The sequence below is a fragment of the Bacillus sp. KICET-1 genome (assembly GCF_027721405.1).
In the GTDB taxonomy this organism is placed as follows: Bacteria; Bacillota; Bacilli; order Bacillales; family Bacillaceae; genus Bacillus; species Bacillus velezensis.
Genome location: NZ_CP113515.1, coordinates 2,007,350 through 2,022,493, shown reverse-complemented (window position 1 = coordinate 2,022,493; position 15,144 = coordinate 2,007,350). Strand labels below are relative to the sequence as shown.

Below are 15,144 nucleotides of genomic sequence, written 5' to 3'. Positions count from 1 at the left end.
GTATTATGCTTTTTTATCAGCCTTCAGCCGTTCTTCACGCTGTCTCAGCTCCACACGTCTGATTTTTGCGGACGCCGTTTTCGGCAGGCTTTCGACAAATTCAATTTCTCTCGGATATTTATAAGGCGCCGTAATCGTTTTTACGTGGTTTTGCAGTTCTTTGACAAGTTCGTCACTGCGCTTTTCATCGTCTTGTAAAACGACATAAGCTTTTACGATTGAACCTCTGATTTCATCCGGGCTCGCCACGACGGCACATTCTTTCACTTCCGGATGCTTCACGAGCGCGTCCTCTACTTCAAAAGGCCCGATTGTATATCCGGAGCTGACAATGATGTCATCATTGCGGCTCTCAAACCAAAAGTAGCCGTCCTCGTCTTTTTTCGCGCGGTCTCCTGTAAGAAAGTAATCTCCGCGAATCTGCTTTTTCGTTCTTTCGGGATCTTTATAATATTCCTTGAATAAGGCCGGTGTGCTCAAATGCACGGCGATATCGCCCGTTTCGCCCGTTTCGCATATTTCGCCTTTATCGTTTATAATCTCCACTTGATTTCCAGGGGTCGGTTTGCCCATGCTTCCCGGCTTAATATCCATATCCTTCAGGACGCCGACTAACAGGGTGCTCTCCGTTTGGCCGTATCCGTCTCTCACTTTAATGCCGAAATGCTTCCGGAATACGTCAATGACTTCCCGGTTTAATGGCTCACCAGCAGAAACTGCGCTGTGAAGGGCAGAAAGATCATATTTGTCCAACTCCTCCACTTTTGCCATCAGGCGGTATTCCGTCGGGGTACAGCAGAAGACATTTACTTGATGGCGCTCCAGCAGCTCTAAATACGTCTTGGCGTTGAATCTGCCGTGATAAATGACTCCTGTCGCGCCGCTTCCCAGAATTGCGAGCAGCGGGCTCCACACCCATTTCTGCCAGCCGGGCGCCGCGGTGGCCCACACTGTATCGTCTTCAGAAATATCCAGCCATGCACCGGCTGATGTTTTTAAATGGGCAAAGGCCCAGCCGTGTGTATGTACAACGCCTTTAGGCTGGCCGGTCGTGCCTGAAGTATAGGACAAAAACGCCATGTCCTCTCTTGTTGTATCAGCTGTTTGAAAACTGTTTCCGTCCGCTTCAATCGTTAAGAGGTTTTTCCAGCCGGCATCATTTTCACCGATTGACAATGTCACCAGCTGCTCGGTATTCACCTCGTCAAACGCGTTTATAAATGAAGGAAAAACGATAGCGCCTTTCACTTCGGCGTGTTTGATCCGGTATTCAAGGTCTTTGGCGCGCAGCATTTCCGAGCAAGGAATGACGACCATCCCCGCTTTTAAGATCGCTAAATAAACGGCATACGCTTCAAGCACTCTCGGAACCATGACAATCAGCTTATCGCCTTTTTCAAATCCGAGACCTTTCAGGCGGGCTCCGATTTTATTCGTTTCTTCCATCAATTTTTCATACGTCCAGACTTTCTTGCCGCCTGTTTGATCTTCCCAAATAAGCGCGTTCTTCTCTTTGGAACGGCTGAACTTTTCGATTTCATTTACAAGGTTATAGTTCTTTGGGGCGATTAAATCTTCTCGTTTTAACACGAACAACTCCTCACTTTCTTTCCCCATTATACATAAACATAGGCCATTACAATAAAAATATGCATAAATTGCTTCCCGCCTTCTATCTATACTCATGAAAAAAGAGCGGGGAATTCCCCGCTCTCTTAGCCATTATGTGAAGTTGTGATTAAAACTGCTGCTGGCTGCTTCCGCCCATGCTTTGCTGAGCAAAAGAGACAAGACGTTTTGTGATTTCTCCACCGACAGAACCGTTGGCGCGAGAAGTTGTTTCCGGTCCAAGGTTTACACCGAATTCAGAAGCGATTTCATACTTCATTTGGTCGATAGCTTGAGCAGCGCCTGGCACTAAAAGCTGGTTGCTGTTTCCGCTGTTTGATTGTTGTGACATGTGTATCACCTCCTTGTGAGTATAGAATGTGATAAAACACATGTCTTCATTCAAAAAAACTTTGGTAATTGTATACAGTTTTAAAACAGGCCGGCAAACTTATCGTGAGCTTCCTGCTCTGAGTAAACAGTGATGGTTTCGATGCCCGCAGCGGCCTCTGCAATCAGCGGTTCAAAATCAACGAAGCTTTCGAAGTGCTCGATTTTTTCTTTTTTCGGGCGTGTTTTCGGACTTGGCGGCGTAAAGATGGTGCAGCAGTCCTCAAACGGCTGAATGCTTGTTTCATACGTGCCGATTTCTTTTGATTTCTCGATGATTTCTGTTTTGTCCATTCCGATTAAAGGGCGCAAAACCGGCGTTGCCGTCACGGCATTGATCGCATACATGCTTTCAAGCGTCTGGCTCGCTACCTGCCCGAGGCTTTCTCCCGTAATGATCGCGAGCGCTTTCCGTTCTTCTCTGATTCTGTCCGCGATTTGCAGCATAAGACGCCGCGTCGCCGTCATCGTATAGTTCTCCGGGATTTGTTTTTGGATGAGTTCCTGCGTCTTTGTAAACGGCACGATATGAAGCGTCATACTGCCGCCGAACTTCGCGAGGCATCCCGCGAGATCCATGACTTTCTGCTTTGCCCGTTCACTCGTATACGGCGGACTGAAGAAATGTATGGCTTCAACTGATAATCCCCGTTTCATCGCGTAAAAACCGGCGACCGGACTGTCAAAACCGCCGGAAAGCATCAGCATCGCTTTACCCGCGGAACCGACAGGAAGGCCTCCGGCGCCTTTTTCGTTACGAATGGTCAGGAATGTCGCCTCCTCCCTGATTTCAATCCGAAGCGGAATATCGGGATGTTTCACATCGACGGTTAATCCATCCGTGTTTTTCAAAATATGCCCGCCGATTTCAGCGTTCATCGCATTCGTATCTAATTCAAATTGTTTGTAAGCCCGTTTCGTCTCGACCTTAAACGTATTCCCCGGTTTATATTCGCCTTCTATCGCGGCTAAAGCCGTTTTTTTAATGTCTTCCAGCTTGCTTTCGCATTTAATTGCGAGACTAAAACTTTGAATGCCGAATATATTCTTTAATAAGGAACAAATTTCCTCCGGGTTTTCTCCATTAAGTGTAATTGACATCCGGTCCCGGTTTGAAAAGTATTTTACTTTTTTATAATCCTTTAATACCAGGCGGATATTCTGTTTTAATCTTTCAATAAAACTGCGTCTGTTTTTCCCTTTTGTGGATATTTCACCAAAACGGATTAAAATATGATCGTAATTCATATGCTACCTCATCATTTTTTTTAGTTTTTGAACAGCCGGCACCAGCGCGGCCATAAACGGCTCCGTGATGTCAGCCGTATGGCTGAAGTTCAGGCTGACTCTTATGCTGCTTGATGCAATCTGTTCGCCTTTATTCATTTGCAGAAGAACACGGCTCGGTTTGTGCTCTCTTGCCGAACATGCCGCGGTTGTGGAGACATATATTCCTTTTTCCTCAAGCATATGCAGCAGCACTTCCGCCTTCACGCCCGGAACGGAAAAATTAATGATATGCGGCGCGCTGTTTTCAGCGGGGGTGTTGATGACGACCCCGTCCGTCCCGCTCAGCCTTTCCATGAGCGCATTCTTGGCAGCCTCCACGGAAGAAAGCCGCTCGTTCATGTCACGCGCGGAAAGATTGATCGCTTTCGCAAGGGAAACGGCGCCTGCCGTGTGTTCCGTTCCGGCACGGACGCCTTTTTGCTGCGAGCCTCCCGTTATAAGCGGAATGAGCCGCGTTCCTTTTTTGACGATAAGCGCTCCGGTCCCTTTTAGGCCGTGAAACTTATGCCCTGAAACGGTGCAAAGGTCAATGCCCGCTTCTTCTATAGACAGAGGAACTTTATGAATGCCCTGCACATGATCAACATGAAACAGAATATTCCGGTGCTGCTTCAAAAACCCGCCGATTTCCTTTACGGGCTGAATGGAGCCGACTTCGTTATTGACATGCATGACGCTGACGATTATCGTATCCGGCCTGATAGCCGATTTGACGTCTTTCAAAGAAACGAAGCCGTTTTGATCGGCCGGAAGATATGTGACTTCAAAGCCGAACAGCTCTGTCAGCTGATCAAGCGTCTCCGTCACAGAAGGATGCTCAATCGCCGAAGCAATGATATGTCTTCCTTTACTCATGTTTGCCCAGGCTGCTCCCTTTAACGCAGCGTTATTCGCTTCAGTCGCGCCTGATGTAAATACAATATCATAATTTTTTAAACGCAAGGTTTTTTTTATTTGCTGAGCGGCCGCTTCAAGGAGCTGTTCCGTCTCAGTTCCTAACTGGTGCAGAGACGAAGGATTGCCGAAATACCGGCTGCTCGTCTGTTTGTACACATCTAATACCTCTTCATACGGCTCGGTCGTTGAGCTGTTGTCTAAATATATCATTTTTTTTACTCCTTTAATGAAAACGGTACATCGTATGATATTTATGCTACCATAACAAAAGTAAATATAAATTCGCAATAAATCGAGTATTGACTTCTCTGTACATTGCCATATAATAAGTAATGTTCGTTTTGTTATATTATCTGACAATTAATTGACAGAATATTTCAACATAGTATTTAGGAGGATTTTTATGAAACACTCACTACCTGTCAAAGATACCGTTATTATCGGTTTCATGCTTTTCGCACTTTTTTTCGGGGCAGGAAATATGATATATCCGCCGGAGCTCGGGCAAGCGGCGGGGCATAATGTCTGGAAAGCGATGGGCGGTTTCTTACTGACCGGCGTAGGTCTGCCGCTTTTGGGTATTATCGCCATCGCATTAACGGGCAAAGACGCGAAAGGGCTTGCCGATAAAGCTCATCCGGTATTCGGGACTATTTTCACCGTTGTTCTTTATTTATCAATCGGGCCGCTTTTCGCGATTCCGAGAACCGGAACCGTTTCATATGAAATCGGTGCAGTTCCGTTTTTAAGCGGCATTCCGGAAAGATTATCTTTATTTGTTTTCACGTTGATCTTTTTTTCTATTACGTATTATTTAGCTCTTAATCCTTCCAAAATCGTTGACAGAGTCGGAAAGATTTTGACTCCTATTAAATTCGGTATTATTTTAATCATCGTCGTAAAAGCCATTGTCACTCCGATGGGCGGGCTGGGCGCCGTACATCAGGCATATTCCGGAACGCCGGTGTTCAAAGGATTTTTGGAAGGCTATAAAACAATGGACGCGCTCGCCTCAATCGTCTTCGGCGTCGTTGTCGTCAACGCTGTTAAAAGCAGGGGCGTCACCCAGCGTAAAGCGCTCGCCGCCGCTTGTATTAAAGCGGGTCTGATTGCAGCGGCAGGTTTGACATTCATTTATTTATCTTTGGCCTATTTGGGAGCGACAAGCACGGACGCTGTGGGGCCGATCGGCGAAGGCGCAAAGATTTTATCAGCTTCATCAGATTACCTGTTCGGTTCACTGGGAAACATCGTTCTCGGCTCTGCCATCACCGTTGCGTGTTTAACGACAAGCATCGGGCTTGTCACATCTTGCGGCGAATATTTTTCAAAATTGATTCCCGCTTTATCATACAAAATGGTGGTTACGATTGTCACGCTGTTCAGTCTGGCGATTTCAAATTTCGGACTTGCTGAGATTATTGCATTTTCAGTTCCTATTTTATCAGCGATTTACCCGCTGGCGATTGTCATTATCGTCCTTTCCTTTATTGATAAAATCTTTAAGGAAAGACGGGAAGTCTATATCGCCTGCCTGATCGGAACAGGGCTGTTCAGTATCTTGGACGGTTTGAAGGCAGCAGGCATTCCGCTCGGATCATTAGATTCATTCTTAAACGCAAATCTTCCGCTTTACAGCATGGGAATCGGCTGGGTGCTTCCGGGCATTGCCGGAGCGATCATCGGCTGCATCATCACGTTTTTTACCAGCCCGCCCATCGAATTAAATAAAGCAAAATCGTAACATTCAGCGCTTGCGGCTTGACGTATATCAGCCGCAGGCGCTTTTTATATTCCGTGAGAAACTAAAAAACTGCACCTCTGATTTCCATCAGGGTGCAGTTTTTGCTTATGCGTCTATGAAGCAGATTGATCAGCTTTAATTTTTTTCACGGCGCCGGGAGCTGCTTTTTCAACAGCATCTGCCGCCATCTCATAAGCTTCATTATAGCTGTAAGCGTAAAACAGCCGTTCCGCTTCTTTCAGCTGTTCGGATAAAATATGATTCTGGCTTCGGAAGCGGTTGCCGTACTGGATGATCCGCTCAATCAGCTTCACCTGAATCACAAGATCTTCCGCCTCTTCACTGACTTCCTCAACCACCTTTTCGGCTTCAGCCAGATGTTTGGCGGCTTCCTCCATGTTCAGCGGCAGCTCTTCCAATTGGCTGACGGTTTCTTCTATATGATGATTTGCCGTCTCGAGCTTGTCCTTGACTTGTTCAGGAATTCCCGGCACGTTGCTTTTTTGCAGCATTCGGGCCGTGTCAGAAATGGTTTTCCGAAGATGCATCAGCGTTTCCCGCGCCTGCAGTTCTTCTTTTCTGAGCGCCTGCAGATTTTCACGGTATTCGGCATGTTCTTTCTGAGCCTCTTCCATCTGCTTTTCGATGGCCTCGACTTCTTCAATCAGCAGCGAGTAAGCGACATGCTCGCCGTCAAGCTTTTCTCTCGCCTGCTCAAGGAGCCGGCCGATCGTTTCCAGCTGTTTTTCGAAGGCATGCTGCCTGCTGATTTCTCCCGCGGTCAGCTGATAGCTTTCCTTGACGAGCTCCGTTTCGGTTTTTGTGCGGTCTTTTTCTTCCTCAAGCTTCTCATACGCGATGATCAGCTCAGGCATTTTGCTTAATACGGACTGTCCGGCTTCCACTTCTCCTTCCAGCTGTTCATACATCGATTGAATGGTTTCATCAATCAGCTGAAGGATGGCGGACGCTTCGTCGACATCTAATTCTTCCAAAAGCGCGTTTTCGGCCCGTTTCAATTGATTTGTGAGGGTCTCCAGCTCTTTTTCGATTTGAATATGCTCCAATTTGTAGCCTTTTTCCGTCATTTCCCGGTAGCCGTCTTTCAGCTTGGCAATTTGGTTCGGCACGGTCTGTTTACAGTCCGCAAGCAGTTTCGGAACGTCATCTATGTATGTCTGAAGCTGATCCAGTCTGCGGTCCTGTTCAAGCAGCACTTTTCTCGCTTTGATGTAATTGCCGCTTTCCGTCTCTTCTTCGAACTCTTTTATGCCGCTCCAGATTTCGTCGAGATCCGTCTCCAGGCTGTTATAAAGCTCTCCGTAGAGATGGCTGTACGCCAGAAGGTTTTTTCGCGCTTTTGAATACCGCTCACGCACCTGTTCAATCTCTCCGCGGCTTTTTTCCTCGCTCGTCACAAGGTCGCTGATCTCACGCAGTATGCCTTCTATATTTGATTCGGCTGCAGTGAGGAGGTCGTCGATGTGGACAAGCACCTGATTCGCTTTTTTAAACCGGTATTTGTCGGCGTTCTCTTCGGCATCATAAAGGAGCTCTTCTACTTTCGGCAGATGGGCTGTGACAATTTCATCCCACTCCTCGCGCCATCTTTCAAAGAACTCTTCCGTCTCTCCGGTCATTTTCAGATGTTTGATCTTGGACATTTCTTCCACTATCGAACGGTTTAAAATTTCAATCTTCCATGACTCCAGCCGGTCAATTTCCGTATAAATTTTTTTCCTGAAAAAGTAGCCCGCCGCAAAGAGCGCGAGCAGTATAACCAATAATCCGATGACTAACTCCATAATGAGCCCCCTTGTTGTTCTCTTAATCTGTCAGGGTGTTTTATGTATTCAGAAAGATTTCAATATATGTATTGAGAAAATCTGTCGTTTTCATTGTTATTATGATACCATGTAACCAACATTTTTTGACCAGAAATCAAAAACTTTTTGCATAATTTCGGCAGGATTCTGCAATTTTTTAATGGAGTGACACAAATGGAAAAACGAGACGCTCATATCCACACCCCTTTTTGCCCTCACGGCTCGAAGGATGCGCTGAAACAATATGTCGAAAAGGCCCTGGAAAGAGGCTTTGACTCGATCACATTTACAGAGCATGCCCCCCTTCCCCCGTCTTTTCAAGATCCCGTACCGCTTCAGGACAGCGCGATGGATCTCAGACAGATGGAGGTTTATTTGGAGCGGCTGTCACAGCTGAAAAAGGAATACGATGGACAAATCAGCATTCTGACTGGACTTGAAACCGATTTTATCACAGGGTATGAAGAGGAAACCGCGGCGTTTCTGAACACATACGGCCCCTCACTGGATGACGGCATCTTATCCGTTCATTTTTTGAAAACCGGTCCGTCTTATATATGCCTCGATTTTGACGAGCACGCCTTTCAGCAGCTTGCCGACCGCTTCGGAAGCGTTGAAGCCGTATATGAACAATACTATGAAACCGTGTATTCTTCCATTGTAACACCGCTCGGCCCCTTTAAGCCAAAACGGGTCGGCCATATCACGCTCGTCAAAAAATTCGCGCGCCTTTTCCCCTACAGCATGTCACCTCAAATAAGAGAGCTTGCGGCCCGCTGTCTTGACGCCGTGAAAGAACACGGAATGGAGCTGGATGTGAATACATCCGGGCTCAGAAAGAAGTTTGCCGGGGAAGTATACATGGAGGATTGGATGGCTGAGACGGCGAAGCAAAAAAAAATCCCGCTCATATTCGGGTCGGACGCCCATCAAGCGGAAGATGTCGGCAGTTCCTACGAAACGTACAAAAACATCATTACTTCATAAGCGCCGCATCAGGCCGCCGGAACACGCTTTCGATCCAGATCTTCACCTCTTCAAAATACCTTTTATAAAAGTACGGCTCATGAGGCTGCATATAGAGCACCTCCGTAATATATTGAGGCTGGAGATACGGCATCATCAAGAGGGATTTCAATTGCAGAATAAAATGCGGCACGGGCAGCGTCAGCCGTCTATGGCGTGACTGCCCTTCTTCAATCACCAGCTGGAAAATATATTTTTCTTTCATTAAGTAAGTAGACATAATTTCCCTGATCAGCACGGAATCAATCGTCACTTCCCGGTATACAAACCGCGTTAATTGACGGTTATCGTGCTGATAGGATAAAATATCGAAAATCACCCGCAGGATGCGTTCCTGCGCGTCTTCACCGTTCATACTGACGGCGGCTTTTTCCAGCGCTTCAGTATAGCCTTCGTAAAACTCGGAAACTAAATGTTCCATTAATCCGCCTTTCCCTTTAAAATAGTAGGAGATGTGCGCAACATTTACATCAGCTGACTTTGCGATTTCACGGACGGACGTGCCGGAATAACCTTTTTGGTTAAACAGCTGGACAGCGGCGTTAATAATTTTGTCTTTGGTGCTTACTTTCATACGGCTCACCCCTTTATGTGTAACAATTCAAGCAGAAAGGCGCCGTTCCTGTAAGAACTTCTCGACAAATGCCGGCAGAACGGCCGGAACTTTGTTTGATATTATAGAAAAAGTGAGGGTTTTCCATGTTTCATGTCGAAAAACAATCCGGAGATAAAGAAAAAAGTTATCAGCTTCTGCTTAAACAGCTCGAAGCCATGACAGAAGATGAAACGGATGCGATCGCAAATTACGCGAATGCGTCAGCGCTTTTATACCATTCATTACATGAAGTCAACTGGGCGGGGTTTTACTTCGCTAAAGAGGGCGAGCTCGTGCTCGGACCGTTTCAAGGACTTCCTGCCTGTGTGCGCATTCCGTTCGGCAGAGGCGTATGCGGCACTGCCTACTCTGATGGCGACGTGCAGCGGATTGCCGATGTGAATGCGTTCCCGGGACATATCGCCTGTGACGCGGCTTCCCAGTCAGAAATCGTTCTCCCGATCCGCGTAAACGGTGAAGTGATCGGTGTGCTGGACATTGACAGCCCCGTGAAAAACCGTTTTGATGAAACGGACGAAACCTATTTAGCAAAGTTTGTTGAAACGCTTGAAAAACGATTAGGATAAAGAAGGAGCCCGGCCGGCAGGCCGGCTCCTTTTTTATGTCGTCGTGCTGTTTTGATGGATGATCAGCCGGTTTTTGCCGTTCCGTTTGGCGATATAAAGCGCCTCGTCCGCTTGCTGAACGAGCATTTTCAACGGCATCGGGCCTGTCTTTGACCAGCAGGAAACACCGCAGGAAATCGTCACGCGCGGCTCGGTGTTTTCCCGGATGGCGCGAACAAGCCTTTTAGCGATGCGTTCTCCGGATGACACGTTGATATTCGGCAGATAGACAGCCAGCTCCTCGCCCCCCCACCTTGCAGCGACATCATGCTCACGAATATGGTTTTTCATAACGGAGGCCACCTGAATCAGGATCGAATCTCCCGTTTGATGACCGTATGTATCATTAATGGTTTTGAAATTATCGATATCAACGAGGATGAATACACCCCGTTTATGAATTTTCATGCTGTATTGAATTTTCTCATCCAAATAGGTTCTTGAATACAGCTCCGTCAGCTGGTCTGTCTGAATAAGATGCTCAAGCCTGTCGCGCAGCATGGAGTTCGTGACCGCCAATGTCGCATGGTGAATGAGCGCTTGAAAAAGCTTATACATTTCAAACGTAAAAGCATACAAATCCTTTTTCAATAAAATCGCGAACCCGAAGACGGTGTCATTTTCGATCATCGGCACCGCCATCAGCGAGCCGAAGCCGTTTTCGCCGAATACAGTCTTTCCGCTGCCGATAAACACGCCCTTTTCTCCCTCGAACAGCTTTTCTTTCACAATGCTGATATAGGGGTTCGCACGTTCTGTCTTAAAAAAAGCGGTATGTCCCGGAAGCAGATTTTGCGTCTCAAAATGATCAATATGAAAAAAAGCCACTTCTTCCGCATGAAACGATTGGGTCATAATGGCGGCGAGTTCCCGCATCGTGTCAGTGAGTCTGAGGCGCTGATTCAGCTGGCGCGATGTTTCATTAATGAGCTCCAGATTCGCAATGCTTTTTTTCGATTGCTCATAGAGCTGCGCATTTTCAAATGCTTTTCCCGCCGCGCCCGCAAGCAGCAGCATTTCACTGAGAGTACTGCACGAAAGAACGGCATCCTGCAGCCCCTCCGTCTTCAGAACCCCGTAAGTCCCCTGCTGGCCTTTGATCGGCAGGTAAGCAGATGACCTGCCTTTTCTGAGCAGTCTCCCCGATAAATAAACCTTCAGGGCAGACGGGTCGGCATCTTTTCCGTCCATATGTAATTCTTTTGCGGGAAGCTGTCTGTCCGTATCCTGATCCTGCGTGATAAACAGTGAAAAGCGGAAAGACCGGAAAGCCGTACTCAAACTTGCCTGCAGTTTTTCCAAAACCTCATTTTGATCCAAAAGCGAATGGAACATTTCTGTCATTCTGTGAATTTTCCGCTGATGCTTCGTTTTGTCAAACAGTCCGCTTTGTCTCACAGATTGATTGATAAACTGAGTAACGATCTCAGGCAATGATTCCGGGATCGGCAGCCCGCCTTCCGAGCGCAGATAAAAGGATCTGCCGGACGTCTGATTCCTGATCATAAAACGGCCGTCGCTCTCTTTCAGCGGAGCATAATGCGGTTCATCTTCTGTTTTTATGGTGAAACGTGTTGATTCTGCCGGTGAAAGGGTCAATGAAAGAGATGTAAAGCAGGATTCTAGAGCTGAGGCCAGCCATAACAGCGAGTCGGATAATGAGGCGGATTCAGATTTCGTTAAGAAAAAAGAAAGCATTTTCTGATGAAAGGCCGTCACTTCATCAATTGTTTGTTTTTTCATTTTTATCACCTAAACATGTACTACTCATTTTTGTACATTATATCATAAACCGGCACTCTTCATGGAGAAATGGTTGACGGCGGCGGGGAAAAATCATATAATGTTCTTTGTGTGAAATATTGCAGCCTTTTTGTTCAGCTTCTGTGTTTGCATTTTGTTCCTTAGCTGTAAGGTGTATCGTGTAACTCTCTGCTGCTGGAGCGAGGATACATGAAAACAAAATGTGCACGGTCGGATCGAACAGACGGTTTTTATTTTCCACAAAATAAAACCAAAGGAGGAGTCACATTATGGCTCGCTATACAGGTCCATCTTGGAAACTGTCCCGCCGTTTAGGAATCTCTCTTAGCGGTACAGGTAAAGAATTAGAAAAACGCCCTTACGCACCAGGTCCCCACGGTCCGGGACAGCGTAAAAAACTATCAGAATACGGTTTGCAATTGCAAGAAAAGCAAAAACTTCGTCACATGTACGGTGTAAACGAACGTCAATTCCGCACATTGTTTGACAAAGCTGCAAAAATGACTGGTAAACACGGCGAAAACTTCATGATTCTTTTAGATGCACGTCTTGATAACGTTGTGTACAAGCTCGGTCTTGCACGCACTCGCCGTCAAGCACGCCAATTAGTTAACCACGGTCACATCCTTGTTGACGGAAGCCGCGTTGACATTCCGTCTTACCAAGTAAAACCTGGTCAAACAATCGGTGTTCGCGAAAAATCAAGAAACCTTTCTATCATCAAAGAATCTGTAGAAGTAAACAACTTCGTTCCTGAGTACCTTACTTTCGACGCTGAAAAGCTTGAAGGTACATTCACTCGTCTTCCAGAGCGCTCTGAGCTTGCTCCGGAAATTAACGAAGCGCTTATCGTTGAGTTCTACTCTCGTTAAGTAAAACGCTCTTTAAAGAGCATTGGATTAAACCCTAGAAACGTTGTTATATCAACATTTCTAGGGTTTTTCTTTTGGGCTGTCAGAATGGTGGACAGATGCTCCCTCTCTTTATTAAAAAAAGCCCCGGACAGGGGCTTTTTTATGTGCCAACTGGCCGCTCTGCTAATTGCAGAGTACCGACCGGGCGCTCTGTTATCTTAACATCCGATGATGCATGATTCATTTTGACTGCAGCTAAACCACTTAACGTAACGAAGGTGAGAGCTGCACAAAGAATAACTTTTTTCAATTACAATCCCTCCAGGTGCCTCATTTTCTCCTCGGCTAAAATATCATGCTTAGAAAATTCAATGCTTCTTTTATAAGGCATTATTGTTCCGGCTGTTTATCCTGATGGGCTTAAATCGGTCGTATACGAATGATTAAAGCTCATCACTCTGGTGAGTTCTGTAATAATTTTCAGCAGTGTAAATATTCCACTCCCAAAAATTTGCTCCTTGAGACAAGATATACCTATCTAAAAATATCTCAAAATTAAGTTGCATGGGTTCATACTCGACAAATCCGTGGAACCATAAATAGTTTGGATCTGTGGAAATTTTGGTTTTGTCAATTAACAAATAACATCCGTCTAACAGATGTGCGACAGGAATAAACTGAGGCTCTAAAAAACCATTTTGCATATACTTTTCAATCTCTTCTAAATTAAGAATATGCAAACCCCCACCCACATTCTCACCGTAAATCAACGATTCAAATATTCTGGCCCCATTATGCAGTTTCAAAAAAGCTTTATAGTCATTAGGGAGCGAAACATTTATTTTCTTTTCAAAAAGTGCAATCTCTTCGTCTGTGGCACCATTAGAAAAGGTACACTCCACTTCAGCCAGATCTCCTTCACTTCGTAAAATTTTTAATTGTCTTTTTTCATTAAGTAATTCTTTTAAGCCATTTAATGTTTTTTCAATAAAAATCGCCATTGCGCCACCTCTTTTAATACTTCATCCACCAAGGGTTTACAATTTGTTGATGTATATCTCTTGTCAGTGGGTACAAGTTGTTAAAGCTGTTATTCCCTCCATATTCTCTCGGAAGCACATGGTGAATATCAAATTCTGACCATTTCCACTTTGGATTACCATATTTTTCGATATATTTCTTTATATAATTATCTCGATCCTTCGAGCTGTCCCATTTTACTCTATCTTCAAGTGGGATTTTAGGGAAATTTGCTTTAGCCGGTAAAGGCATTGTTTTATTGTTGTGAGTATTTATTATTTTTGGATACAGCCATGCTATTTTATTCGCAAGAGCAGGAGCCAACGTTCCAGTTGAAGTATCAGGTAGTGAGCCTTTCCAGCCGGCTACTGAAGTATGTTGGGACATAAAAAACTTTGTCTTTTTTGGATAATACGACTTTGAATATGATTTACCTACTTTAATGTCTTTTCCTAAAAATTCTCTGTTATGGAGAAAAACCCTTCCATATTTTCCGCTATAAGTGTTACTTTCATATAAATCGTTTCTTGCTTCAATGACTATAGGCTTTTCGCCAACTATGCTTGCTATTTTTATTGTAGTTGTGATGGATTTTTTGTTGGGGTCATATATTGTTGTGTAGGACATCGTAACTAAGCTAGCTGCTTTAGTGTGCGCTTTCTCTTCTTTTTTCTCAACGACTGGCACATTAACAATATTGTTTTCTTCTTTAGCTAGGGGGTTCTTATACGTTATTTCATTGTGGCTATCCTGCTTGGCAAGTTGTCGTGCCTCCTTAATGGCAGAAACCTGGTCATCATTATTGCTCTTAGCCACTCCATTCTTATCTACTGTTAAAGTTTCTTTTTCTTCAAAGGTTACTGGTTTTGCTAATCCAAACGAGTCCTCTTGTGTTGCTTTCGTTTGTGGCGAAAATCCAATAGTAGCAATCAATAAAGTTACGACCAGAAAGCAAATTGAGTTATTTAACAATTTCATACAAATCCTCCTTAATTTGTTTTCTAGTCTAACATACTATATTTTTACTTTTATTTCAACAATATGTAAAATAATCCTGACCATTTAAATAGGAATCTCATTTGAGAAATCCTAAAATACCTGTTTTAGTAGAGATTCGCTCTTTACTTTTGTTTCCGATCCAAATACCGTCAAGGATTGCATATGCCGTTTATGCTTTTTTATCCGAGAAGCTTATATTCGAACTTCGTTTTCTGACTTCTCCCCACCGCTTCTTTCCGGTTGCTCCGTTTTGTGGAACTTTAAACAGATCGTTTATTACTTCATCCCTTAATGCAATGCTATGGTGAACCGTATTCGCTTCCGTTACCAATCCACGATGACAGCATTCACAACACAAATAGCCGTCCCTAACCAGAACGACTTTTCTTACTCGCTTCCAGCTTGCTGTATTATAGATTTTGTCTAATTCGTCACGTTGCCTTGCCATGCTTATTCCTTTTCTGATTTACCTGAACAGACTACACACGACAAGCAGAAGAACGTG

At 45.0% G+C, this 15,144-nt stretch carries 14 protein-coding genes; 4 read left to right on the top strand and 10 right to left on the bottom strand.

The window, feature by feature from the left end; genetic code table 11:
• Positions 1-3 precede the first annotated feature (3 nt).
• From mbcS to OVA33_RS10420, 4 genes are all read right to left on the bottom strand, one after another.
• The gene (gene mbcS / locus OVA33_RS10435) at positions 4-1,590 is read right to left on the bottom strand and encodes an acyl-CoA synthetase MbcS (RefSeq protein WP_017418364.1); all 1,587 of its coding nucleotides are present in this window, start codon (positions 1,588-1,590) and stop codon (positions 4-6) included.
• A 148-nt stretch (positions 1,591-1,738) separates the two neighbouring features.
• On the bottom strand, positions 1,739-1,960 hold the full coding sequence (locus OVA33_RS10430) for an alpha/beta-type small acid-soluble spore protein (protein ID WP_007408043.1): 222 nt from the start codon (positions 1,958-1,960) through the stop codon (positions 1,739-1,741).
• Between the two features lie 80 nt (positions 1,961-2,040).
• Complete coding sequence (gene thiI / locus OVA33_RS10425; RefSeq protein ID WP_025649723.1) at positions 2,041-3,246, bottom strand: tRNA uracil 4-sulfurtransferase ThiI; 1,206 nt, start codon at positions 3,244-3,246, stop codon at positions 2,041-2,043.
• Between the two features lie 3 nt (positions 3,247-3,249).
• Positions 3,250-4,395, bottom strand: coding sequence for a cysteine desulfurase family protein (locus OVA33_RS10420; RefSeq protein ID WP_022552830.1), 1,146 nt, complete (start codon positions 4,393-4,395; stop codon positions 3,250-3,252).
• A 193-nt stretch (positions 4,396-4,588) separates the two neighbouring features.
• Here OVA33_RS10420 and brnQ point away from each other — a divergent pair, with 193 nt between their 5' ends.
• Positions 4,589-5,929: a branched-chain amino acid transport system II carrier protein gene (gene brnQ / locus OVA33_RS10415; protein ID WP_007613107.1), complete on the top strand. Its 1,341-nt coding sequence runs from the start codon at positions 4,589-4,591 to the stop codon at positions 5,927-5,929.
• 113 nt (positions 5,930-6,042) lie between these two features.
• Here the strand turns inward: brnQ and ezrA are convergent, their stop codons facing one another.
• Positions 6,043-7,734 (bottom strand): septation ring formation regulator EzrA, encoded by a 1,692-nt coding sequence (gene ezrA / locus OVA33_RS10410; RefSeq protein ID WP_063636780.1) that lies wholly within the window; start codon positions 7,732-7,734, stop codon positions 6,043-6,045.
• A gap of 195 nt (positions 7,735-7,929) precedes the next feature.
• On the opposite strand from ezrA, the gene hisJ reads away from it, so the two are divergent.
• Positions 7,930-8,742: a histidinol-phosphatase HisJ gene (hisJ, locus tag OVA33_RS10405; protein ID WP_017418367.1), complete on the top strand. Its 813-nt coding sequence runs from the start codon at positions 7,930-7,932 to the stop codon at positions 8,740-8,742.
• Here the strand turns inward: hisJ and refZ are convergent.
• The gene (gene refZ, locus OVA33_RS10400; RefSeq protein WP_007408038.1) at positions 8,732-9,355 is read right to left on the bottom strand and encodes a forespore capture DNA-binding protein RefZ; all 624 of its coding nucleotides are present in this window, start codon (positions 9,353-9,355) and stop codon (positions 8,732-8,734) included. The two genes, hisJ and refZ, sit on opposite strands and share 11 nt — an antisense overlap.
• A 125-nt stretch (positions 9,356-9,480) precedes the next feature.
• Between refZ and OVA33_RS10395 the strand changes: the two genes are divergently transcribed.
• Complete coding sequence (locus OVA33_RS10395) at positions 9,481-9,963, top strand: GAF domain-containing protein (protein WP_017418368.1); 483 nt, start codon at positions 9,481-9,483, stop codon at positions 9,961-9,963.
• 33 nt (positions 9,964-9,996) lie between these two features.
• Here OVA33_RS10395 and OVA33_RS10390 read toward each other — a convergent pair whose 3' ends face one another.
• Positions 9,997-11,745 carry a sensor domain-containing diguanylate cyclase gene (locus tag OVA33_RS10390; RefSeq protein WP_063636781.1) on the bottom strand — a complete coding sequence of 583 codons (1,749 nt, stop codon included), beginning with the start codon at positions 11,743-11,745 and terminating at the stop codon, positions 9,997-9,999.
• 290 nt (positions 11,746-12,035) lie between these two features.
• On the opposite strand from OVA33_RS10390, the gene rpsD reads away from it, so the two are divergent.
• The gene (gene rpsD, locus OVA33_RS10385) at positions 12,036-12,638 is read left to right on the top strand and encodes a 30S ribosomal protein S4 (RefSeq protein WP_003152406.1); all 603 of its coding nucleotides are present in this window, start codon (positions 12,036-12,038) and stop codon (positions 12,636-12,638) included.
• Between the two features lie 142 nt (positions 12,639-12,780).
• Here rpsD and OVA33_RS10380 read toward each other — a convergent pair whose 3' ends face one another.
• From OVA33_RS10380 to OVA33_RS10370, 3 genes are all read right to left on the bottom strand, one after another.
• On the bottom strand, positions 12,781-12,930 hold the full coding sequence (locus OVA33_RS10380; RefSeq protein ID WP_162886258.1) for a PhrK family phosphatase-inhibitory pheromone: 150 nt from the start codon (positions 12,928-12,930) through the stop codon (positions 12,781-12,783).
• Between the two features lie 133 nt (positions 12,931-13,063).
• Positions 13,064-13,621, bottom strand: a complete 558-nt coding sequence (locus tag OVA33_RS10375; protein ID WP_063636782.1) for an SMI1/KNR4 family protein — start codon at positions 13,619-13,621, stop codon at positions 13,064-13,066.
• Between the two features lie 13 nt (positions 13,622-13,634).
• Positions 13,635-14,618 (bottom strand): HNH endonuclease signature motif containing protein, encoded by a 984-nt coding sequence (locus tag OVA33_RS10370; protein WP_063636783.1) that lies wholly within the window; start codon positions 14,616-14,618, stop codon positions 13,635-13,637.
• Positions 14,619-15,144 lie beyond the last annotated feature (526 nt).

What these genes read in the sequence shown, in the direction of transcription:
- ezrA (WP_063636780.1), bottom strand. Translation starts at nt 7,734, where the DNA reads ATGGAGTTAGTCATCGGATTATTGGTTATACTGCTCGCGCTCTTTGCG.
- OVA33_RS10370 (WP_063636783.1), bottom strand. Translation starts at nt 14,618, where the DNA reads ATGAAATTGTTAAATAACTCAATTTGCTTTCTGGTCGTAACTTTATTG.
- refZ (WP_007408038.1), bottom strand. Translation starts at nt 9,355, where the DNA reads ATGAAAGTAAGCACCAAAGACAAAATTATTAACGCCGCTGTCCAGCTG.
- thiI (WP_025649723.1), bottom strand. Translation starts at nt 3,246, where the DNA reads ATGAATTACGATCATATTTTAATCCGTTTTGGTGAAATATCCACAAAA.
- OVA33_RS10395 (WP_017418368.1), top strand. Translation starts at nt 9,481, where the DNA reads ATGTTTCATGTCGAAAAACAATCCGGAGATAAAGAAAAAAGTTATCAG.
- OVA33_RS10420 (WP_022552830.1), bottom strand. Translation starts at nt 4,395, where the DNA reads ATGATATATTTAGACAACAGCTCAACGACCGAGCCGTATGAAGAGGTA.
- OVA33_RS10375 (WP_063636782.1), bottom strand. Translation starts at nt 13,621, where the DNA reads ATGGCGATTTTTATTGAAAAAACATTAAATGGCTTAAAAGAATTACTT.
- OVA33_RS10430 (WP_007408043.1), bottom strand. Translation starts at nt 1,960, where the DNA reads ATGTCACAACAATCAAACAGCGGAAACAGCAACCAGCTTTTAGTGCCA.
- hisJ (WP_017418367.1), top strand. Translation starts at nt 7,930, where the DNA reads ATGGAAAAACGAGACGCTCATATCCACACCCCTTTTTGCCCTCACGGC.
- brnQ (WP_007613107.1), top strand. Translation starts at nt 4,589, where the DNA reads ATGAAACACTCACTACCTGTCAAAGATACCGTTATTATCGGTTTCATG.
- OVA33_RS10390 (WP_063636781.1), bottom strand. Translation starts at nt 11,745, where the DNA reads ATGAAAAAACAAACAATTGATGAAGTGACGGCCTTTCATCAGAAAATG.
- rpsD (WP_003152406.1), top strand. Translation starts at nt 12,036, where the DNA reads ATGGCTCGCTATACAGGTCCATCTTGGAAACTGTCCCGCCGTTTAGGA.